At 47.6% G+C, this 21,651-nt stretch carries 18 protein-coding genes and 1 pseudogene; 5 read left to right on the top strand and 14 right to left on the bottom strand.

The annotated features are described in order from the left end of the window. Positions 1-35: 35 nt before the first annotated feature. Entirely contained in the window at positions 36-1,022 is a 987-nt protein-coding gene (locus EMM73_RS15040; RefSeq protein WP_127687622.1) for an LLM class flavin-dependent oxidoreductase, read from the top strand. Positions 1,023-1,074: 52 nt separating this feature from the next. Here the strand turns inward: EMM73_RS15040 and EMM73_RS15035 are convergent, their stop codons facing one another. Together EMM73_RS15035 and EMM73_RS15030 are read right to left on the bottom strand one after the other, a co-directional pair. After that, positions 1,075-2,064 carry a DUF481 domain-containing protein gene (locus tag EMM73_RS15035; protein WP_186435245.1) on the bottom strand — a complete coding sequence of 330 codons (990 nt, stop codon included), beginning with the start codon at positions 2,062-2,064 and terminating at the stop codon, positions 1,075-1,077. Between the two features lie 128 nt (positions 2,065-2,192). Continuing rightward, positions 2,193-2,675: a fasciclin domain-containing protein gene (locus EMM73_RS15030; RefSeq protein ID WP_127687620.1), complete on the bottom strand. Its 483-nt coding sequence runs from the start codon at positions 2,673-2,675 to the stop codon at positions 2,193-2,195. A gap of 291 nt (positions 2,676-2,966) precedes the next feature. On the opposite strand from EMM73_RS15030, the gene EMM73_RS15025 reads away from it, so the two are divergent. Together EMM73_RS15025 and EMM73_RS15020 are read left to right on the top strand one after the other, a co-directional pair. Continuing rightward, positions 2,967-3,272, top strand: coding sequence for an ArsR/SmtB family transcription factor (locus EMM73_RS15025; protein WP_127687619.1), 306 nt, complete (start codon positions 2,967-2,969; stop codon positions 3,270-3,272). Positions 3,273-3,282: 10 nt separating this feature from the next. Next, entirely contained in the window at positions 3,283-4,335 is a 1,053-nt protein-coding gene (locus EMM73_RS15020; RefSeq protein ID WP_127687618.1) for an alkene reductase, read from the top strand. A gap of 47 nt (positions 4,336-4,382) precedes the next feature. Here the strand turns inward: EMM73_RS15020 and EMM73_RS15015 are convergent, their stop codons facing one another. Together EMM73_RS15015 and EMM73_RS15005 are read right to left on the bottom strand one after the other, a co-directional pair. Continuing rightward, a complete protein-coding gene (locus EMM73_RS15015) occupies positions 4,383-5,786 on the bottom strand; it encodes a PepSY-associated TM helix domain-containing protein (protein WP_127687617.1) in 1,404 nt (467 codons plus the stop codon). Positions 5,787-5,789: 3 nt separating this feature from the next. Then, a pseudogene (locus tag EMM73_RS15005) lies at positions 5,790-7,898 on the bottom strand (TonB-dependent receptor). Positions 7,899-8,188: 290 nt separating this feature from the next. Here EMM73_RS15005 and EMM73_RS15000 point away from each other — a divergent pair. Next, on the top strand, positions 8,189-8,374 hold the full coding sequence (locus EMM73_RS15000; protein ID WP_127687614.1) for a hypothetical protein: 186 nt from the start codon (positions 8,189-8,191) through the stop codon (positions 8,372-8,374). A gap of 341 nt (positions 8,375-8,715) precedes the next feature. Then, positions 8,716-10,821, top strand: a complete 2,106-nt coding sequence (gene fusA / locus EMM73_RS14995) for an elongation factor G (protein WP_409994310.1) — start codon at positions 8,716-8,718, stop codon at positions 10,819-10,821. 148 nt (positions 10,822-10,969) lie between these two features. Here fusA and EMM73_RS14990 read toward each other — a convergent pair whose 3' ends face one another. From EMM73_RS14990 to EMM73_RS14945, 10 genes are all read right to left on the bottom strand, one after another. Then, positions 10,970-12,064 (bottom strand): PepSY-associated TM helix domain-containing protein, encoded by a 1,095-nt coding sequence (locus tag EMM73_RS14990; protein WP_127687612.1) that lies wholly within the window; start codon positions 12,062-12,064, stop codon positions 10,970-10,972. A 27-nt stretch (positions 12,065-12,091) separates the two neighbouring features. Continuing rightward, on the bottom strand, positions 12,092-14,029 hold the full coding sequence (locus EMM73_RS14985) for a TonB-dependent receptor plug domain-containing protein (RefSeq protein WP_186435244.1): 1,938 nt from the start codon (positions 14,027-14,029) through the stop codon (positions 12,092-12,094). 81 nt (positions 14,030-14,110) lie between these two features. Further along, positions 14,111-15,445, bottom strand: a complete 1,335-nt coding sequence (locus tag EMM73_RS14980) for a HAMP domain-containing sensor histidine kinase (protein ID WP_127687610.1) — start codon at positions 15,443-15,445, stop codon at positions 14,111-14,113. Beyond that, complete coding sequence (locus EMM73_RS14975) at positions 15,442-16,185, bottom strand: response regulator transcription factor (RefSeq protein ID WP_127687609.1); 744 nt, start codon at positions 16,183-16,185, stop codon at positions 15,442-15,444. The genes EMM73_RS14980 and EMM73_RS14975 overlap by 4 nt, the downstream gene beginning before the upstream one ends. A 45-nt stretch (positions 16,186-16,230) precedes the next feature. Beyond that, on the bottom strand, positions 16,231-18,396 hold the full coding sequence (locus tag EMM73_RS14970) for a TonB-dependent siderophore receptor (RefSeq protein ID WP_127687608.1): 2,166 nt from the start codon (positions 18,394-18,396) through the stop codon (positions 16,231-16,233). 353 nt (positions 18,397-18,749) lie between these two features. Next, positions 18,750-19,211 carry a nuclear transport factor 2-like protein gene (locus EMM73_RS14965; protein WP_127687607.1) on the bottom strand — a complete coding sequence of 154 codons (462 nt, stop codon included), beginning with the start codon at positions 19,209-19,211 and terminating at the stop codon, positions 18,750-18,752. 38 nt (positions 19,212-19,249) lie between these two features. Further along, positions 19,250-19,717, bottom strand: a complete 468-nt coding sequence (locus EMM73_RS14960) for a GNAT family N-acetyltransferase (protein ID WP_127687606.1) — start codon at positions 19,715-19,717, stop codon at positions 19,250-19,252. A 38-nt stretch (positions 19,718-19,755) separates the two neighbouring features. After that, positions 19,756-20,559 (bottom strand): alpha/beta fold hydrolase, encoded by an 804-nt coding sequence (locus EMM73_RS14955; protein ID WP_127687605.1) that lies wholly within the window; start codon positions 20,557-20,559, stop codon positions 19,756-19,758. 104 nt (positions 20,560-20,663) lie between these two features. After that, complete coding sequence (locus EMM73_RS14950; RefSeq protein ID WP_127687604.1) at positions 20,664-21,032, bottom strand: hypothetical protein; 369 nt, start codon at positions 21,030-21,032, stop codon at positions 20,664-20,666. A gap of 57 nt (positions 21,033-21,089) precedes the next feature. Continuing rightward, positions 21,090-21,650 carry an AAA family ATPase gene (locus EMM73_RS14945; RefSeq protein WP_261373453.1) on the bottom strand — a complete coding sequence of 187 codons (561 nt, stop codon included), beginning with the start codon at positions 21,648-21,650 and terminating at the stop codon, positions 21,090-21,092. Position 21,651 lies beyond the last annotated feature (1 nt).

Here is a 21,651-nt window from a genome sequence, read left to right as displayed (position 1 = left end):
TTAAATGCAAAGAGTCACAGCACAGCGGAGCCTTGATGATCCCTTTTTCTATTTTAGATTTAGCGCCAGTTTCGGCAGGCAGCACCATCAGTGCTAGCTTCTCTAACAGCAAAACCTTGGCTCAATACGCGGAAGCTCTGGGATATAACAGATACTGGCTGGCTGAACATCACAATATGCCGGGCATTGCCAGTGCGGCCACAGCGTTGCTGATCAGCCACTTGGCCGCAGCGACCTCCCGCATTCGTCTGGGAGCCGGCGGTATTATGCTGCCGAATCATTCACCTTTAGTCATAGCCGAACAATTTGGCACTTTAGCCACCTTGTATCCGGATCGCATCGATTTAGGTGTTGGCCGGGCTCCGGGCAGCGATCAGCAAACCGCCAGAGCATTGCGGCGCAATAGAATGGAAACTGAAGAACAATTCCCAACAGACATTCTCGAACTACAGCAGTATTTTGGCCCGGTAAAAGCTGAGCAAGAGGTACAGGCTGTACCGGGGCAAAACCTGAATGTGCCTTTATGGATTTTAGGTTCGAGTTTATATGGTGCTCAACTGGCAGCTCATTTGGGTTTACCTTATGCCTTTGCTTCCCATTTTGCTCCCAGTATGATGACGGAGGCTGTACAGTTATATCGTCGGCAGTTTAAGCCTTCAGCTCAACTGGATAAACCTTATCTGATGCTGGCACTGAATGTCTTTGCCGCAGAAACAACGGCACAAGCCCGGCATTTGTTCACTTCACCGCAGCAACAGTTTGTCAACTTGATCAGAGGTGTACCCGGCTTGTTACCCGCCCCCGTAGAGGATATGGATCAAATCTGGCAAGCCCACGAAAAATCCTATGTAGATAAAGCTCTGGCATGCTCTGTGGTAGGTAATGCAGCTGAAGTGAAAAAGGGGATTTTGGATTTTGTCACCACACACCAACCTGATGAGCTGATGCTAACCTGCATGATGCATGACCCAGAAGCACGGCAAAAAAGTTTCCAGACAGCGGCAGAGCTTATCACAACTTAAAAATAGCATAAGCTCAGACTGATCACTGTGAACTATCTGAGCTGATCCATTTTTAGAATTTGGCGCCTATGCTGAGTTTTTGATGTAATTCACGACTATCTACGGAAATAGCCAGCCCTTGATTTAATACAACGTCAATATCTGACCAGTCGAAATCAACAGAAAATGACAAACGGACACGCTCTGTCAGGTAATAATGCAAACCTGAACTGACATCAATCTCATGCCCAAATTTGATAAAATTAACAGGTTGATTGACGGGTTTTAAATAACTGCCTTCACTGAATATTTCAAAGCTGCTCTGTGGCCATAAATAGCGCAGGTCCCACTCCAACTGGGCATGACGGAAATCCAGACTCTGCCTGTCGCCAATAAAAATCTCCAGTCCTGCCGTTTCTTTAAAGTGAGTGCGCTTTAAACCTGCCAAAGCGATAAACTCAACTCGAAGCTCAGCGGTATCGAAAAAGCTATAGCCAACACCTGAGCTCAAGTCTGTGTTTCTGTAATCTGTTGCGATAAAGTCCTGTGAGTAATCTACTTTGGTACGCCAAAACAATTGGGGTTGGAAAAAATAGTCGGCACCAGGATTAAGCAGATATTTATGGGTCTTCTTTAACGAGTTACTGGTCTCGTAATCGTATTTTCCATCAAAGGTTAGGCGTAACTTGTCATCTCTTTGTTCAAAGGTAGTTTTAAACCCCAGATTATCTGTTCTGCTGTTACTGCGTTTTTTACCCGCTGTTAAATCAACACTGTAACCTGTGGCAGGATGTTTTTGAACATGCACAGCTTCAGTCTGGCCCTTAGCGGGCACAGCAGCATCTTCGGGCGGTGAGGGGTGTTCTATACGTTCAATCTGAGTTCGGGCGAGCAACAACTGGCCTGCATAGGGCAAGTCAAAAAATACCCTGTCTTTGTCCTGCTGCATAATAGAGCCGGTGAGTCTGTCACCATTTTTCATCCATATCACAACAGTCTGGCCGGCAGCACCAAGCTGAAAACTCCAGCCTATGAGGACAAACATCAGCACAGCTCTGAGCACAGCCATCATCCTTGCACAAAAAAATTCGTTTCAACTGGGAGCAGTTTAACAGCAGTGAATCAATTCGGCATTTGTCTGTCGCTGAAAAAAAAGGAGCACCAGGCTCCTTTTATCAAACACAACAGTAGTTATTCAGGTAATACAACGGCATCAATAATGTGAATTACGCCATTGCTGGTTTCGATATCAGTGCTGATCACCTTGGCGCCATCAACATAAACTGCGCCGTCTTTGACTTCAATTTTCAGCTCCTGACCCTGCACTGTTTTGGCTGACGTCAATTTTACTACGTCGGCGGCCATCACTTTCCCCGCCACTACGTGATAAGTCAGCACCTTAGCCAATGCAGCTTTATCTTTTAACAGCGCCTGTAAATCTGCAGCTGGTACTTTTGCAAAAGCAGCGTCATTGGGTGCAAACACAGTGAACGGACCTGCACTTTTCAAAGTATCGACCAGGTCAGCGGCCTTGACTGCTGTCACCAGAGTATTAAAACTACCTGCAGCTACAGCAGTGTCAACAATATCAGCCTTGGCGGCAGCATAAGATGCAGCAGAGACGACTAAAGCTGCAGAGAGCACGGTTACATTCAATAATGCGCGAAATTTCATACTGATTTCCTTTTAGTTGAAGTTAAAACCCGCAGTGAAAACGTTGCGCTACAACGAAAAGATCAGAAGTATTTTTGTTTATTTTCTGTGAGCCTGGATAAAAAAAGGCGTAATACGCTGCAATTTCATACTGGTTTTTTTGCATTAACTCTTCCGTTTCGTACTACTGTTTTACTTGCTTTACAGCACCGCAGCTGAATAATGTACCGATCGGAATAAAATAAAGATTGAATATTGAAATAAAGCGATATATAGTTCGCCACATCGCGATATACCAATATGAATTACAAGATGAGCTCTGCAGAACTCGACGAAATGATCAAAGCCCTGTCCCACCCGGTGCGACGGGATATTTTAAATTGGTTGAAGCAGCCTGAAGTCTATTTTGCTGATCAGGAACACCCACTTAGCCTGGGGGTTTGCGCAGGAAAAATAGACCAAAAAACCGGTTTGTCTCAGTCGACAGTATCCGCCCACCTGGCCACCTTGCAACGCGCTGGTTTTATCAGCAGCAAGAAAGTCGGCCAGTGGCATTTTTTCTCGCGTAATGAAGAGGTGATTCAACACTTCCTAACGCGGTTAAACGATCAACTTTGAGGAATTACAGATGCCCACTTTATTTGACGCTATTACCCTGGGTGATTTACCCCTGAAAAACCGTATTGTGATGGCGCCTTTAACCCGTTGCCGTGCTGACGAAGGCCGTATACCTAATGCCATGATGGCTGAATACTATGTGCAGCGCAGTGGTGCAGGCTTAATATTGGCAGAAGCCACAGCAGTGACTCCTATGGGCGTGGGCTACCCGGATACACCCGGTATTTGGTCACAAGCTCAGGTAGAAGGCTGGAAACTGGTGACAGATGCTGTGCACAAAGCGGGCAGCCGTATATTCCTGCAGCTATGGCACGTAGGCCGTATTTCTGATCCAATTTATCTGGACGGTGCAAAACCTGTAGCGCCAAGTGCGTTACGCCCGGCTGGCCATGTCAGCCTGGTTCGCCCAATCAAAGACTATGAAGAACCACGGGCTTTAACTTTAAGCGAAATTAAAGACGTGGTAGAAGCTTTCCGTCTGGGAGCAGTCAATGCCAAAGCCGCAGGTTTTGATGGTGTATTGATCCACGGTGCCAATGGCTATTTGCTCGACCAGTTCCTGCAAGACAGCACCAACTTACGTGATGACGAATACGGTGGCTCGCTGGAGAATCGTGCCCGTTTGATGCTGGAAATCACAGACGCTTGTATCAACGTCTGGGGCAAAGACAGAGTAGCTATGCATTTGGCACCTCGGATGGACGCTCATGATATGGGCGACTCGAACCGCACAGCCACCTTTGGTTATGTCGCCACTGAATTAGGCAAACGTGGTATTGCTTTTATTTCCACTCGTGAACATGCAGCAGAAGACAGCATTACACCGCTGATTAAGCAGTTATTCGGCGGCACTGTGATTGCGAATGAAAAATTCAGCAAAACAGAAGCTAATCAATGGCTGGCTGAAGGTAAAGCCGACGCTATCGCTTTTGGTATTCCTTTTATTGCTAACCCTGATTTACCAAAACGTCTGGAATTAGACGCTGCATTAAACCAGCCAAGACCTGAGCTGTTTTACGGCAAAGGCCCGGTGGGATATACCGATTATCCAACCTTGGCCTAATTTTCTTCACGCAAACAAAGGCCAGCTTCCATGCTGGCCTTTTCGTTTTAGTGCCCCCTAGACCGATTTTGCCAGAACCTCACAAGAACAAAAGCAAACAACGACAACACAAGTAGCGGAAACAGCATCACCAGCACCAGCAAACTTAGCTTTAAACCCAAAGGCAAACTGTCAGTGTTTTGCAAAGGCGGTAACCAACGGTCAGGTTTTCTGCGTCGCCACCACAAGGTTAAACCTGCAATCAGAGCCGCCAGCACCAGCATGCAAAACAGCAAATTCAGCCACTGATTCCATACCCCATATTGCCGGCCCAAATGAGTCATAGTGCCCCACTCCACCACTTTGGCTAAAGCCGAATAACGCTGCCAGCCAATATCATCCAATAATTCACCGCTGGCAGGGTCGATATAAAGTGTCTGCTGACCTTCTGCTTTATCAGGCACATAGTTGATTTTAAATACATCTGTTGCAGTTGCCGGATAGAAAATCCGTACACCTGAGCCATAAGTATCCAAGGCGAGCCTCGCAAGATAAGGTTCAGCTTTGCCGATATCGGCTTTCATAGGCTGATGCTGCATAGCGCTTACAGGTGCAGGATGATGTTCTGTTACCCAGGACTCTTTTCCTCCCGTCACATGCACTTGCGCCTCTTGCATTTTATGCTCGTGATGCGGGTCAACAGCTCTGGTTTTGACACTGTCAGGTAAATGGAAGTTTGGCGATGGCGTCACCCAATGCCACTGGGGGCTAAAATCCCGACCTAATTGCGCAAACTGCTTGCCCCAAAAGGTTGACCAGGGCATACCACTGACCACTAAAAATGCCAAAGCTAAAGAGCTGACTAAAGCCAACACAGCGTGCCAGTCGCGCCAGTGCACCCTGCCATCACTGCGCGTTCTTGGCACTAAAACCCCGGCAAGCCGCCAGTGTTTAGGCCACCAAAGCCAGGCTCCGGTCAGCAGCAAAAACAAGGTCCAGCAGGAAAACCATTCAATGATGTAACCGCCGACAGTTCCAGCCATCAGCTCACCATGCAAACGCCGCACTATCGCCATAGGCTGGGTTGAGGGGTCAATATCCGCCTTTACCTGCAAGCGATAAGGATCCAGATAGATTAAGTGCACGGCGTCAGGCGCTGTCAGTTGCCAGCGCACCGCATGAGCAGATTGTTGCGGTAACACCACCCTGTTGATGGTCCAGTCCGGATACTGTTGCCGTAAAAAATCCTGCTGCTGCGCCAAAGTGGCTGCAGTGCCTTTAGGCGTAAGTTCCAGCGCGTCCTGTTGCCACCATTGATCAAATTCGCGATCAAACAGATAAGCACTGCCTGTTAACAACAAAACCAGCAGCACTGGCGCTATCATCAAGGCAGACCAGCCATGCCAGAAAAACACAGCGCGCATAGCTCCAGCGGCGTTTTTATCTGCAGTTGAGTTATTTAGTACAGTCATCTGTTACCACTGCCACATCAGTTGCAAACTGACTTGCTGCGGCTCTCCCGGATAAACCACAAAACCATTACCTGAAGCTGTGTAATACAGCTCATCCAGCAAGTTGTTCACCGCCAGTTGAGCTGACCAAGCACTTTGCTGATAACGCAGACCTGTGCCAATCAAACGATAACCATCCAGTTGCCAGGTAGAGCCTGTCACTAAAGGCCGGCTACTACTGTAATTTGCCCGCACAAAAGCCGACCAATCATTGTCATATTGCCAGTTGGCGCTAAAGTTCAACCGATGACGCGCCAAATCGCCCAGTGTATTGCCACGATCGCCATCATTACTTTCGGTGATTTCGCCATCCATATAGGCATAACCGGCTTGTAATTGCAGAGCAGAATTGAATTGCCAACTGCCTTCAAGCTCCACACCATCGACACGTTGTTCGCCACTATTCACACTAAAATCTGAGTCAATAGGGTCTGTAGTCAGTGCATTTAAGCGCTCTATCCGGAACAGAGCCAGGCTACCTCTGAACTCGTCCGCACTGTAACGAATACCCAACTCGGTTTGAGCAGACTCTTCCGGCTCCAGCGCATCCCCTGAACTGCTGCGTGCAGCAGCGCTGCTTTCGACGTCAAAACCTGTGTTATGACCAGTAAATAACGTCAGTTGATCGTTAAGCTGCCAGGTTAAACCCAATTGCCAGATAGTGGACGAGACCGGCACTCATTCTGCCGCACTGCCCCAGGCACCGCTGCCTGCTTTACTGTCGGTGTAACGCACTGCACCTATCAATTGTAGATCTGGAGTTAACTTAATTTGGTCCTGCAGGTACCAGGCATCAGAATCCAGGTTGTAAAAATTATCAAAGCCAAAATCCAGCACAGGCTCTTGTTTATCATATTGATACTGCGGGTTATTAATATCGACAGGGTTTAAAGTACCAGTCCTTATATTGGATTGAGTAAAACGGCCCCGCTCCCGTCCTGCTTCATAACCCAGCAGCACTTTATGCTCTAAAGCCCCAGTGGTCACACGACCATTCAAATCCAGCTGGGCTATCTGGTAGTCGTCATTTTCGCGGCCCTGACGGCCGGTGCGGCTGATCAATTCTGGCTGACCTGTAACTGGAGCGCGTAAGTTAACCTGACCAAACACAGTGTTAAATTCCTGATATTGCAGACGCGGTGTTAGTGTCCAGTCGGTATTGAGTTGGATATCTAACCAGTATTGATACAAAGGCGCAAAAGATCGCAGGCTGGTAAAACCTGGCTCACCTAATTGGCTGCTGATGTCCAGTACTTCGCTATCCTGATCGGGCAAGACCACAGATACAGGCAAGCCAACATAACGGTCAGTTTCGCGTTTAAAGTACTCAGCAACAAAATGGCCTGTGGCCTTGTCGCCGACCTGATGCTGCAGCATCAGACTGGCATTGTTTCTGTCCATCGGCTGGCGATCAACAAAAGTGTCTGAGCGCTCAAGCTCGCCAGTTAACCGCAACGATACAGAGTCAGAAAGCACTTTACTGATGTCGCCATTCGCAACTTTTTGATTGTCTGTACCAAAGCGCAGTCCTGCGCTACCGCTGTTATCTGCGCCCGGCGCTTTACTGACCAGATTAATCACCCCACCCACAGCAGACTGGCCATAGAGCACACCGGATGGGCCTTTTAATACTTCCATCCGTTCTATGCTGTTAAGAGCTGACGCATCCACATCCTCAAAATAGCGCTGGCGCATACCGTTACGCATCTGGTCAGCAGCGAAGCCCCGGATTTTCAGACTAAAAGACTGATAAGGCCCTACCCTCGAATAACCTGGATTGGCACTTGGAATGTCGCGTAACAAATCCCCAACAGACACCAGCCCCTGGCCCCTCATCTGATCCACATCCAGCAGTTGAATACTCTGCGGTAACTCTTTTAATAAAATGCCCGACTTACTGCCAAAAGTGTCACTTTGGCGCTGACCGTACACTGATAAGCGCTCCAGACTAGCTTCGGCGGCAGTATCAGTTTTATTTTGCTCGTCAGCTACGGCGGAAAAAGACAGTAAAGAAAAAGCCTGCACACAGGCCAGACTCAATAGAGTTCGACGGGGGAAATAGACGGATTGCATCAAATAGCGCCTTAAAATCAGAAAGTTACCTTGGCACTATTTTTACATAGCAGGCTGTATCAGCCGATGCGGCATATTGTCGCAGTGGAGCTTATTTAGGGAACTTTTTTAGTTGATGCTTAGCCCCGCTAATGCGGCAATTTGTCACATTGGACCTGGTGTCTCCACATTATAAGCTGTCGGCATTTTTAATCTGACTTCCCTGACCTGGTTTTGTCTGGTCACAGAAATCAAACCAAAATGCAGCGGTTACCGTAAAAATACTAAAGATGTAAATAACGGAGTAAAAAGTGCTGACTGAAATCCTAATATTTGTTGCCCGCCTGATGTTATTAGCGCTGATGTTGATTAATCTGGTGTATCTGCTGTTTCCTGCGAAAACTATTCCAAAAGAAAAAAAGGTGGAGTACCGACTTGAACACAGTCTTTTGGCCCTCACAGGTGGTATTGGTTTAGCAGTGCTGCAATTTATCTAAAATCAGCCTGAGTTACACAGCTCTGGTATTTCGTATCTCAAGCATCAGAAGTTCGTATTGAAGTGAAACATACTGTCATTGTTGCAATTAAAGTTCCCTCGGCACTCGGAACTCTTAAACATCGAATGATAGCAAGTTGCATTATTGTATTCAGTCATGTCTTCAGACACCAGCGCAGGATCCTGTTGTTGACAGGTCTTTGCTTTTACGCTTTGAAACTTCATAAAAATGCAGTTGACGCCGTATCAGAAAAGACAGAAGATCTCGCTGATTTTTTTTCGGGCAAATTGGAATAATTTCCTGTATATTGTCGCACTATTTTCAAACCCTAGCTTATCGAGATGACTATGTCAGCAGATTTATCCTTATACAGAAACATTGGTATCTTCGCCCACGTTGATGCCGGCAAAACTACTACTACCGAGCGTATCCTGAAACTGACCGGTAAAATCCATAAGATAGGTGAAGTTCACGAAGGTGAATCGACCACTGACTTCATGGTACAAGAAGCTGAGCGTGGTATTACTATCCAGTCAGCAGCTGTTACCTGTTTCTGGAAAGGTCACCGCTTCAACGTAATCGATACACCAGGCCACGTTGACTTCACAGTTGAAGTTTACCGTTCTCTGAAAGTATTAGACGGTGGTATCGGTGTATTCTGTGGTTCTGGCGGTGTTGAACCTCAGTCAGAAACTAACTGGCGTTATGCGAACGACGCGAAAGTATCTCGTCTGATTTTCGTAAACAAACTGGACCGTATCGGTGCTGACTTCATCCGCGTAACAGAACAAGTGAAGAACGTTCTGGGCGCACACCCATTAGTAATGACTCTGCCAATCGGCCGTGAAGATACTTTCGTTGGTGTGGTTGACCTGCTGAGCGAAAAAGCTTATGTGTGGGATGATTCTGGTAAGCCAGAAAACTTCGAAGTTGTAGATATCCCAGCTGATATGGCTGACGACGTTGCTATGTACCGCGAACAGCTGATCGAAACTGCTGTTGAGCAAGACGACGACCTGTTAATGGCTTACATGGAAGGCGAAATGCCAACTGTGGAACAAGTGAAAGCTTGTATCCGTAAAGGTACCCGTGAACTGGCATTCTTCCCAACTTACTGTGGTTCAGCCTTTAAAAACAAAGGTATGCAATTACTGTTAGACGCTGTTGTTGATTACTTACCTTCTCCAACTGAAGTAAACCCACAGCCGCTGACTGATGAAGAAGGTAATGAGACAGGCGAATTCGCTATCGTTTCTGCTGACGAGCCATTCCGCGCTTTAGCGTTCAAAATCATGGATGACCGTTTCGGCGCCCTGACCTTTATCCGTATTTACTCAGGTGTTCTGAACAAGGGTGATACCCTGCTGAACTCATTCACAGGTAAAACTGAACGTATCGGCCGTATGGTTGAGATGAACGCGAACGACCGTACTGACCTGACAACTGCTCAGGCAGGTGACATCATCGCTCTGGTAGGTCTGAAGAACAACACTCAGACTGGTCACACCTTATGTGATCCAAAACACATCTGTACTCTGGAACCAATGGTATTCCCAGAGCCAGTAATCTCTATCTCTGTAACACCAAAAGATAAAGGTTCTGTTGAGAAGATGGGTATCGCTATCGGTAAGATGGTTGCTGAAGATCCAACATTCCGTGTTGAAACTGACGTTGACTCAGGCGAAACCATTCTGAAAGGTATGGGTGAACTGCACTTAGATATCAAAGTAGATATCTTAAAACGTACTTACGGTGTTGAATTAGTAGTAGGCCAGCCTCAGGTTGCCTACCGCGAAACTATCACTCGTGAAGTTGAAGATAGCTACACGCACAAGAAGCAATCTGGTGGTTCAGGTCAATACGGTAAAATCGACTACCGCATCCGTCCGGGTGAGCAAGCTTCTGGCTTCAAGTTCATCTCTACTGTTGTTGGTGGTAGCGTGCCAAAAGAATTTATGCCAGCCATCGAAAAAGGCTTCGCCTCAATGATGAGCACTGGTACTTTAGCAGGCTTCCCGGTATTAGACGTTGAAGTTGAAGTATTCGACGGTGGTTTCCACGCAGTTGACTCTTCAGCCATCGCGTTCGAAATCGCTGCGAAAGGCGCTTTCCGTCAGTCAATTCCAAAAGCTGGCGCTCAGCTGTTAGAACCAATCATGAAAGTTGACGTCTTCACTCCGGAAGATCACGTAGGTGATGTGATCGGTGACTTAAACCGTCGTCGTGGCATGATCTCTGGTCAGGAAGCTGGCGTAACTGGCGTACGTATCAAAGGCGACGTACCACTGTCTGAGATGTTCGGTTACATCTCTACACTGCGTACTATGACTTCTGGTCGTGGTCAGTTTTCTATGGAATTCTCTCACTACTCACCATGCCCACAAAACGTGGCTGACACAGTGATTGCAAAAGAGAAAGAAAAGAAAGCTGCCGCTGCTAAGAACTAATTAGCCACTAAAGCAACAAAAAGCCCCGCTGGTAAAAACCGCGGGGCTTTTTTTATTGGGGTCAGGTCTTGCTTTTTTTATTGGGGTCAGGTCTTGAATGTTGAATTTGATTCAACATTCAAGACCTGACCCTGACGAATCCAAAGAATTACCACAAGCGGTTTCGTGCCAGCCAAATCCGAGCACCAGTAATACTGAGCAGCAAAGGGACTAAACCACCAATACACCATAAAATCCGGCTGAACCAGCCGCCAAATTCGCCAAAATGCAACGGGAGCAGCCACTGCGCCATAAAGGCTGAAGCTCTTGGCAAAGTCGCGGGATCATAACTGGATAACAGCTGACCGCTTTGCGGATGCAACTGTAAAAACACTCGGTATTGAGCACCGGCCTCGATACTGACGCTTTGCTGATACCCCAACGACAACACGCCTTGCGGCTTTTGTGTCATCCACAAATTCCGCGGTTGTAACCCCGGATTCAATTGCTGCATCAGACTGACGACCTGCTCTGCAGACAAAAACGGCCCATCCATGGGTGGCTGAGTATGCTGGCTAATCCAGCTGTCTTCGGGAGCCGAGTCCGACCAGGTCACTACATCAATGACTTTCTGCATAGGAGCTGTGTAGAGAAAATACGCACCAGTGAGGGCCATGATCAACAGAGGAATGCTAAACCAGGCACCTGCACTGGCGTGCAGGTCAAAATTCAAACGTTTTGCATTGCTGCGATTGACCGTCAAAGCCTGCTTTAAACGCCTGACAGATTTAGGCCACCATAAATACAAACCAGTGATCAGACCGGACAAAGCAAAAAGCAAAGAGGCTGTGGCTGTAATATAACGACCCGGTTCTCCCAACAACAAATTGGAGTGGATACGGTACACTAACTCAAGTGCCGGGTGATTATAGGCGCCGTCGTCAGAGCTGATCACTCCGGTACTTTGATCAAAAAAGTACCAGTGTTCATCCTCAAACAACTTAAAACTATAAGTTTCACGGCTACGCACCGGCCACTGCAAGCTTTCAATCCGGCTTTGTGTCTTCTGCTCTATAAAGCGAACCAACTGCTGATCAGAGCTAAATTGGCGGCTTGTGTGCTTTGGCTGATAATAATCCCGCTGCAGCCACCCAGACAATTCAGGTTCAAACACATACACAGAACCCGTCACTCCGACCAGACTGACAATCAAAGCACAAAGCAAGGCGGTGTATAAATGAAGTTGTCTGAGCCAATAGCGCATCAGTGCCCCCGCAATAAGAGCCGGTGGTTAAAACCACCAGGCTAATTCCACACGGGCATCACGACCTGGTTCAGGCAAACCAGCCAAACCTTCGTAATCAGGAATATGATTAAAGTCAGGTAAGGTCGCCTGATCTCTGTACCATTTATCACTCAAATTACGCAGCGCAAAGGTCAGGCTTAAGCCTTCAATCTGACCGGATTGCCAGCGGGCAAAAGCGTCAAACACAGAATAACCAGGTTGATCTATTAAACCAGCCGAAGTTTGCACTTGATGTATGCCTTCCACAGAACGCATACCAGCGCCAGTCAGCCATTGGTCAGTCAGTTGATACTGCAGCCGCATAGCCACCGTCAGGCCCGTGCTGGTGCCTAAACCTGCATGGTCGTAGGCATTCAGTTGCACCCCATTTAAGGTTGCATCGGTTTTAGTAACGCTGGTCAACCATTGCCAGCCAGCCTGTTGGTAGCGCAGGCTCAAATCATAACCTTTGCTCTCTATCTCCCCGACATTGCGATACACTCTGCTACGCTCAGCTATAGCATTATCAATTTTATTCCGGAACAGGTTGGCGTTCAGCAGCCAGCTTTGATACAGCCACTCGGCTCCCAGCTGATAATGATCCGCTTCTTCAGCCTTTAAATCTGCTGCATTACTGCGGCTATCCAGCACAAAGCTGTTGGTGGTTAGCCGGCCTCGTAATGCACTGCTGTAGCCCGCGTAAATACGCAGCTGCTCGGTGCTTTGCCAGGACAAGCCAAGGTTAGGACTGATGCCATTGGAGCTTAAGTCCTGCTGCTTCATATCCAGCACCTGATAATGGTCATAGCGGGCGCCAGCATTTAATTTCCAGTCTCGTGCCAGTTGCCAGTAATCCTGTAAAAATACGCCATACACTTTAGCGTCTTCACGGCTTGTTGGTACTGACGGATCATTTAATGCGGTTAAGTCGGTATGTTCTTTCCGATAATCTACGCCATAAACCCAGTGGTGATTACCCACTGCGCTGCTATTTCGCAGGTCTAACCCAGTATTTTCCACTCCGCCCTCGTACAAACCAAAGCGGGCATCCTGACGTAATTCAGTATCGCTCTGATAGGCTGCAAACTTCAGTTCAACCCATTTAGATCCAGGCGAAAAATCATAGTTCAGCGTATGAGTAGCGCGTTCAGTTTCCAATGGGTAGGCTCGGTTCCAGTCGCTTATTTGCCAGTTAGGGCGCTGGGCGCGCAAGCCTTCATCTGTCGCATGTTCGCTGCTCAGACGAAGATGATGATGCTCTGCAATCTCACCTGATAATTTAGCAAAGCTGAACTCTTGTTCTGCGGCAGTACCTTGCCAGCGCTGCCCTTCAGCATCCTTAAATTCATCGCTGTTTTGACGCGAAGCTGAACCTAACAAGCTCCAGTTTTCTGTCAAACGGCCAGCCAGAGTCAAACCATATTTGTCACTGTTATTGTTACTGGCATGGGCGGCTTTAATTAAACCGGAAAAGCTCTGTCCTGGTGCCAATAAATCAGTCGCGTCTTTGGTTACAAAGTCAATGCTGCCGCCTAAAGCACCTGCGCCCTGAGTGGCATCCCCTGGACCTGCCTGCACTTCCACCTGACGTAATAATTCCGGCTCCAAAGACAAACGGCCGGTATGATGAAACATGCTACCGGATTGAATAGCGCCATCCAGCGAAACGTTCAACAGTAAATCTTCCAGACCATGCAAATAGAGTTTTTGCGCTACGCCCAAGGCTCCGCCCACTGCGATAGCGGACTGATCGGCGAATAAATCTTCTAAGTCCCGTGCCTGGCGTTTTTGCCAATCATCTTCAGTAAGTAACAGACGTTCTGCGCTGACTCTTTGGCCATGTACATAGATTTTTTCAATCTCCGCCTCACTGGCCATAGCAGACCAGGCTGGCACCAGACTGGGCAACAGTACTAATGTCAAAGGACGTAATTTCAGGCTCATAACAGCTCCAAGATGAGAATAATTATCATTGGAGAGCATTCTGGCGAAACAGCGGGTCAGAACAAAGAACTTTTACAATCGTTACATTTGCGGTAATTCAATTTCCATCACCAAGCCGGAACCTGGTTGATTCAGTGCCCGGATCCGACCACCGCAGGCATTGATTAATCGCTGGGTTAAGGCCAGGCCTAAACCATAACCTTTGCCATAATGCTCAGCACCGGGTAATCGGAAAAAGGGGTCGAATAAACGTTGCAGCTCAGCTTCTGGCACTCCGGGACCTTGATCGCACACCCTTATCAACCAGCCACACTCCGTAGCCTGCACCTGCAGCCGTACTCTGCCTCCTACAGGAGTAAAACGTAAGGCGTTACGCAGCACATTCTCCAGAGCCTGACTCAACCATAAAGTGCGGCCACAGTTGAGTTGCAGTTCTGCCGGATAATCAGTCTCTAACTCCCGATCCGGATATTCAAAACGGGCGTTGTCACACAAGGTGTCTAGTAGCGCTGGTAAATCAGTCTGCTCCGCGATTTGACTTTCAGTTTCACTATCCAGCCAGGCCAACGTCAGCGCATTAGCAACCAGTTGCTGCATAGCCTCTGTTTCCTGGCGCAGCCGCTGTGGTATAGCTTGAGTATGAATACCCTGCTCCAGACAATCCAGAGCCAGACTAAAACGGGTTAAAGGAGTGCGTAATTCATGCGACAAATCAGCCACAAACTGGCGTTGCCTTTGCAGTTGCTGCTGCACTTGCTGCGCCATTTGATCAAAACTATCCGCAAGCTGACTTAATTCATCCTGTCGTTGCCCCATAGCTGGCCGCAATGGTTGATGGGGTAAGCCTTGCTCCATAGTCAGTGCGGCTTGCTGCAATTGCCGGATAGGCCGCATCAAATGCTGATAAATCAGATAACAAAGTGCAAGCAGTAAGCACAAAGGCAACAACAGTTGTAACAACCATTTTAATGGCCGCCAGGCATCACCGGGTCGCAAACGATGCGGCAACTCAATCATTAAATGGCCATCACTGCTGACAAAAGGTAAATCCATCACAGGGTTGTAATCCAGATACAAATGAATAGGCCAATCGATACTGCGCCCCAAAATAAAACCATCGGTAAAACGCGCTTTCAGGTCAGTTTGGTCCACACTATCCACTCTGACATTGGCCACTGTGACCCAGACCTTTTCCTGCTGCCTTAATTGCTGCAACCACAGTGCTAGCTGCGATGGGTCCCGCCGAGATAAAAGTTCCGCCTGATCACGCCAGTCCAGCAATTGCTGACGCGACTCCTCACTGAGCATACTCAGTTCGCGCTCTGTGTTGTCCAGCAGCAAAGCTATGGCCCAGAACAAAGCCACTGTGCCAAGCGCCAGCAACAACCAGAGTTTGAGTAACAGCGGTTTGTTCATATCAGCCGATAGCCTTTGCCATGCACTGTAATCAAGCGCTCAGACGGAAAACCGGCCTGCACCAGCTTACGTTTCAGCCGGCTCCAGTGCATATCCAGACTGCGATCATAGTCGGTCAGGCTGCGCTCCAGCACCAGCGGATATAGCAGACGTTTGGATAATAATTGCTGAGGCTGAGCCATCAATTGCCACAATAATCGGGCTTCAACAGGTGTCAGCTCAACTTGCTGCTCCCCTACCCAGAGTTGTTGACTGCTGATATTTAACTGCAGCTGTTGGTAATTCAGTTGTTGCTCACCTGGAGCTTCTGGCTGGCTGCGTCTGAGCACGGCTTCAATCCGTAACATCAGTTCAGTCCAGTTAAAAGGTTTAGCCAGATAGTCATCAGCACCATGCCGCAATCCGGTGATCCTGTCCTGCTCAGCACCCCAGGCGGACAAAATAATCACAGGAGTACTACGGCGTTGCCTGAGTAGCTGCAAAACACTCAGACCGTCCAACGAGGGTAAGCGGACGTCCAGCAAAATCAGTCCGAAATGTTTTTCCAGCGCCAATTCAGCACCTTGTTCGCCATCCGATGCCTGAGTCACCTCAAAGCCGTGATGCGTTAACAAAGCACAAAGCTGCTGCGCCAATTCAGTATCATCTTCAATTAACAACAATGGGACAGAAACAAAGCGGCGTAAACCACTCTGGGATTGTTCATTAAACGCTGACGCTTCGACTCTGGCTATGTTCATGGATGAGATCAAAAAATCCCGGAGTCTGACACTCCGGGACTTTTATCAGAACTTATACCGCAGGTTAGCGCTGATAGCGCGGCGCTGACCATAGAAACAATCACCACGCACCAGACAGGAGGTGATCACTGTTTTATCCGTCAGGTTTTGTACCTGCAGACTGATATCATAGCGCCCCATTTCATAACCAAGCATTGCATCCAACAAGGTATAAGAAGGAGTGGTCAGCGGGTCGTTCAGCACCACACCATTCATGGCGACAAAAGCGCTGCCATCTGAGGTTTTTCCGACATGGCGTACACCACCACCTACTTTCAAGCCATCAACCATAGCCAGACGCCAGGTGGCCCATACAGAAGCCTGCTGCTCTGGCACGGCTGACAAAGTAGCGCCTTCTTCACCCATGGTATTACTTTGGCTGACATAAGCGTCTGTATAGGCATAGCTAGCGTAAACATCAAGTTGCTGCCATGCCAGTTGAGCTTCCAACTCCACACCTTTAGCTGTGACTTCACCGCCCTGAATTTGACCATTGGGATCAATCAGATCCGGGTCATTCAACTGGCCGGCAGCCAAAGTGGTAGTGCGATTTTGCTCTTTAATCTGATACACAGCGGCTGTTAACAGATGTTCTGTGTTATCAGGCTGATACTTCACCCCTGCTTCCCACTGCTCACCAGTTTGCGGTTTAAAGGCTTTGCCATAAGCATCTGCACCAAGCAGCGGCTCAAAAGACTCGCTGTAGCTGATATAAGGTGACACACCAGCCTCCATCAGATACATCAGGCCCAAACGACCCGTAGTGGCGTATTGAGTTTCAGCATCGGCTCTTTCTGTGCGACTGACAGTGCGATCACGGCGTAGGGCTGCAGAGACCATCCAGCTATCAGCAATTTTCATAGTGTCCTGCAGATACAAGCCACTCTGATACACCTTGTTTGCCGCATAGTCAGTCACATCAGCATCTGTTGGTAAATCTGTTACCTGACCATAGACAGGCTTGTACAGGTCCAGCAAACCGCCGCCTGTGGGTGAGTAAAATGAATCATTGTCTGTGTAGGCATTTTGGTAATCAAAACCCATCACCAGTTGATGTTCCACTGTACCTGTTTGTACCTCGCCATGCAGCTGAACATCACTGGTAACAGCGCGGGCATCGGCATTACTGACGTAAGCCACACGAGAAATAGTGCGGTTATCTGCCTGCAACACCGGAGGCCAGCCATACATAGTGTCGTAATCGGCGTGGCTGTCGCTGTATCGGCTAGCGACTCGTAACTCCCAGTCATCAGTCAGATTGTGCTCCACGATCACGGTAGCAGCTTGTTGCTCTGTGTCATAACGGTCAAAACCTGGTTCGGATACAAAACGGTTGCTTGGGATCTGACCAAATTCATTGGGCAAAACAGTACCTTTATGAGGAAAAAACTGCGTACTGGAGCCAGATTCTTTTTCCTGCCAATTACCCAGCACTGTGACTTTCGTATCGTCGCTAGCTTGCCAGCTAAAAGAGGGGGCCAAAGCTTTGCTATTATCCGGTACAAAGTCAGTCTGAGTATCACTGTCGCGCCATACGCCAACTAAACGGCCTTGCAGTGTTTTATCGTCATTCAGTGAACCAGTGATATCGCCAGCCAATTGTTTACGTGAATAGTTACCCAACTGTGCCCATAACTGACCACTGGTAGCAGCCTCAGGTTTTTTGCTGACTAAATTGACGATACCGCCGATAGACCCCTGCCCATACAACACTGAGCTTGGGCCTTTGAGAATTTCAATTTGCGACAAGGCAAAAGGCTCGGTACGCACATTATTGTAATAACCAAACAAAGATTTCAGGCCGTCCAGATACTGCACAGGCGACACACCGCGGATCACCGACCAGTCGCCTCGGGTATCCAAACCATAAGGCCCATTATATAAACCCGACACATAACCCAAAGCATCCTGAACCGTCAAAGCGCCCAAATCCGCAATGCGCTCTTCGGTCAGTACTGACACAGAAAGCGGAGTTTCAATAATAGGAGTATCAGATTTCGCACCTGACGCACTGATGTAAGAAATCAAACCACGCTGGCTTTTTACCGTGATCACTTCAATTTCTTTTTCATCATTGGTTTTATTAGTTTCCGCCATCAAGACTGTCGAATAACAACCTGCAGCGACAGCCAGAGCAACTAATGACACTTTTTGGAGTTTAAACAACGACATGGCACATTCCTCTAAATATAGTGCCAAAATTCTAAATGAAAATAGCTCTCAATTGCAAAGCAATTAATAACAAATATCATTTGCATTATCCTGCATTGGGATAATGCGTGTCGAATACTCTGGATTTAACCCACTAAATCAGTCAGAGCAGCTAACTTAATCGAGCAGCTCAAGTCTTTCTTCACTGAATGGGCAGATTTTTGCGCTGACCAAGGCGCTATGTCTCAGGCTATAGCAAGCTATCGCCATACAGAGCAACGCAGCGGCGAGAAAATAGAACCAGAGGCTTATTCTGTGACGCTGCTTGCGCCAAATTCATCAGCCTATTCAATACTCTAAAGCGTCTGCTCCTTTCACTTGCTATAGCGACGCATTATGGCAACTTTGCCAGCTTCAAGTTCCAGCACATCCAACGCAGTTTTAGCATAACTAAACTCTGAACCGTCGGCTCGTTTTCCTCTGGCTGCAAACTTGTGTTTAATAACCACAGCATTGTAGCCAACTTCATAACTTATCAGTTCAGCCTTGTATTCAGTATGCACACCTAAATAACGGCTCATTCCCTTACGCATCAACGCTTTGCCGTCAGGCTCGCGAGAATCGTCAGGCGCATTAGGAAAATGCTGATTGCCCACGTCTTCGGTTAAAAAAGACAGGTAATACTCTAAATCCTCTTTGGTTGCGTCTGGCTGCTGAGTCGCCACCTGAGCCTGATAATAAGCTTTTACAAAGGCATCATAGTCAAAATTATCAGCAACAACATGTGCATGATAAAAAGCAACCAAGCCAACCAGCGCTACCACTATCTTTTTCATCTAAACTCCCTTTATTGACTATTAATGACGAACAGCGTTTAACTCACAAGATGTGTCACCATAACTAACACATTTACGCCTTTGGCTTCAACTTTGGTTACAGGTACAAACCCATGACGAGCATACAGGCCTCCCGCCAAATCTTCGGTTTGTAAATACAGCCGTTTTATGCCCAAATGTCGGGCTCGCACCAGCGCTTCCTTCACCAACGCCGAAGCCACACCAGCACCCCGGGCTTGTGCCGTGACATAAACCCCGCCAAGCCAAAATTCGTAGTCTGGAAAGAGTTCCATTTCACGAATTTTAAGCTCGGCGGCACCAACCCACTCTTGGTTAAGTCTGGCTAAAATAAGCATCGGAGCCTGATTTCTGTTGGTTGCAGCCAAAACTTTAGCCAGCACTTGCTCTTTAGTGTAACGACCTGAATCCCGGCACCACTGCTCAAAATACCAGGACGCGACTAGCTCTGCAGCAGAGGGCTCTTCTGCAAGTAATACAAATTCCATAACATCCTTATATAAAACAAGATAGCTAACTGCCTGCTTTACTCTGACTTATCTATCAGTAACTGCAGTTCACTCAGCACCAATTGTGGCTCATCAAACTGCACATAGTGTCCGCTTTTTTTTGTTAATACAGCCCGGCCTTGCGGAAAGGCTGATGCCCATTGCTGCCACATCTCGCCCCACATCTGGCGGGCCTGATCGGTGAAAAACAAGTTGCTTGGCTTATCATGAGTTTTGACCGAAGCAATAACTGTGACTGGCATATCTTTGATTTGCGGGTAATCCGGCAGTGGCCTTTTGCTCCAGAAATCCAGATACTGATTCGACATACCATTGGCCATATCATCCAGCTTAATTTGCGCTATTTCACGATTCGCTCGCTGCAAATCGATGGCGCGCATAATATCCACATCATGTTCAGAGGAAGGGTCTAGCAGCAAGAGTGCTTTCACCTGCGTAGGGTAAGTGGCGGCAAAATCCCGGGCTATACTGCCACCATAGGAATGCGCCACCAGTATGACAGGCGCTGTGATATTCAGTTTGATCAGCAGCTCGCTGGCATACCAGGCGTAGTCACCTGAGGTAAAATGGCGCTTTATAGCAGTGGAGTTACCGTTGCCAGCTCTGGAGTAACGGATCACAGTGGCCTGCTTTGCCATCTGCTGAAATACCGGTTCCCAGTCTGATAGTGCAGCACCACCACCGGCTTCCAGCAAAATAACGGTTTTACCGCTTCCCGCCATTTCATATTCAAGTTCAGCATCTTTCACCTGTACTAATGTGCTGCCTACAGCAGAAAGGGAAAAAGACACCAGTGCACACATCACCAGAATAAACTTCAAACTAACTCCTTACTCAAACTCAAACTCAAACTCAAACTCAAACTCAAACTCAAACTCAAACTCAAACTCAATGATAAAGCACCGACCAGAACAAGGCGCACTCACTAATAACGAATCAAACGCAGAATTTCTTTTTTACTTTCAGCGTTATCAGTGATCAGTAAAGTAGTACAGTCTGGGCTTTTAAGCTGAACTGGCACAAAAGCATTGATATCTGCTGAATAGATATCGCCAGACCAGAGATTAGGCTGCGCAACGTCAGGAAGCAGATTTTTCACCACAGTTAAGCCTTGTGCCCCGGCGTTCAACGAATGCTGTTTCACTTTAATTGTTTGCAGGCTGGTATCAAGCAGCAGAGAAACATCCTTTTCCGCGTGTTTCCAAATGCCGGCAATATCACAGGACTGACTAAATACAGGAAATGACACAAAAGTAATAATCAAACTCAGTGATATAAATGCGTTGTAAAACATACTCCTCCTTGTTTAAACCACTTTGACGGACAGCAAGATTCTATAGTTGAAAAGCGTTCAGGTGAGCGTTTTTTTCTGCTGCTTAGCCAGATAATGTTCAATTTCGAGTGCCGACTGCTGAATAGTTAATCCGCTGCTGTTGAGATGGAAAGTTTCAACTTCAGCTATATCCACAGAAAAATCGAATCTGTTCAGATAATCTTCAAGATAAAGTTTCGACTGAATTTTATTGGTGTTTTTCCGTTGTTCAGACGTCACCCTAATGATGTGCTCTTCCAGATCACAAGATAATCTGACAAAGTCGGCCTTGATCTGATGCTCATTGAGCAGCTCAAAAAGGCCTTCGATAAAGTAATTGCTGGCTGGATAAACATAACAGAAGGTAAAGACGATTCCAGTGACTTTCTTTTCAATCAGCGTTTGGAATGCGTCCAGGCAAATCTTGCGTTGGTACTTTTCAAACCCGGCATTACCAAAGCCCACAACAGCACAAGCAATATCAAAAGCCAGATGCTGAGGAAATAGATGCAAACCATTTCGTTTTGCCAGCTCACGTCCGACGCTTTCTTTGCCAACGCCTGAGGCACCATAAATCATCACAAATTTCACACTGATCATC

Source organism: Rheinheimera sediminis, assembly GCF_004005375.1.
In the GTDB taxonomy this organism is placed as follows: Bacteria; Pseudomonadota; Gammaproteobacteria; order Enterobacterales; family Alteromonadaceae; genus Pararheinheimera.
The sequence above is the reverse complement of the archived record's forward strand: the minus strand, read 5'-3'. Positions and strand labels throughout refer to the sequence as shown.

What these genes read in the sequence shown, in the direction of transcription:
- EMM73_RS14965 (WP_127687607.1), bottom strand. Translation starts at nt 19,211, where the DNA reads ATGAAAAAGATAGTGGTAGCGCTGGTTGGCTTGGTTGCTTTTTATCAT.
- EMM73_RS14945 (WP_261373453.1), bottom strand. Translation starts at nt 21,650, where the DNA reads ATGATCAGTGTGAAATTTGTGATGATTTATGGTGCCTCAGGCGTTGGC.
- EMM73_RS14975 (WP_127687609.1), bottom strand. Translation starts at nt 16,185, where the DNA reads ATGAACATAGCCAGAGTCGAAGCGTCAGCGTTTAATGAACAATCCCAG.
- EMM73_RS15020 (WP_127687618.1), top strand. Translation starts at nt 3,283, where the DNA reads ATGCCCACTTTATTTGACGCTATTACCCTGGGTGATTTACCCCTGAAA.
- EMM73_RS14960 (WP_127687606.1), bottom strand. Translation starts at nt 19,717, where the DNA reads ATGGAATTTGTATTACTTGCAGAAGAGCCCTCTGCTGCAGAGCTAGTC.
- EMM73_RS14970 (WP_127687608.1), bottom strand. Translation starts at nt 18,396, where the DNA reads ATGTCGTTGTTTAAACTCCAAAAAGTGTCATTAGTTGCTCTGGCTGTC.
- EMM73_RS14990 (WP_127687612.1), bottom strand. Translation starts at nt 12,064, where the DNA reads ATGCGCTATTGGCTCAGACAACTTCATTTATACACCGCCTTGCTTTGT.
- EMM73_RS15025 (WP_127687619.1), top strand. Translation starts at nt 2,967, where the DNA reads ATGAGCTCTGCAGAACTCGACGAAATGATCAAAGCCCTGTCCCACCCG.
- EMM73_RS14980 (WP_127687610.1), bottom strand. Translation starts at nt 15,445, where the DNA reads ATGAACAAACCGCTGTTACTCAAACTCTGGTTGTTGCTGGCGCTTGGC.
- EMM73_RS14985 (WP_186435244.1), bottom strand. Translation starts at nt 14,029, where the DNA reads ATGAGCCTGAAATTACGTCCTTTGACATTAGTACTGTTGCCCAGTCTG.
- EMM73_RS15030 (WP_127687620.1), bottom strand. Translation starts at nt 2,675, where the DNA reads ATGAAATTTCGCGCATTATTGAATGTAACCGTGCTCTCTGCAGCTTTA.
- EMM73_RS14950 (WP_127687604.1), bottom strand. Translation starts at nt 21,032, where the DNA reads ATGTTTTACAACGCATTTATATCACTGAGTTTGATTATTACTTTTGTG.
- EMM73_RS15015 (WP_127687617.1), bottom strand. Translation starts at nt 5,786, where the DNA reads ATGACTGTACTAAATAACTCAACTGCAGATAAAAACGCCGCTGGAGCT.
- fusA (WP_409994310.1), top strand. Translation starts at nt 8,716, where the DNA reads ATGACTATGTCAGCAGATTTATCCTTATACAGAAACATTGGTATCTTC.
- EMM73_RS15040 (WP_127687622.1), top strand. Translation starts at nt 36, where the DNA reads ATGATCCCTTTTTCTATTTTAGATTTAGCGCCAGTTTCGGCAGGCAGC.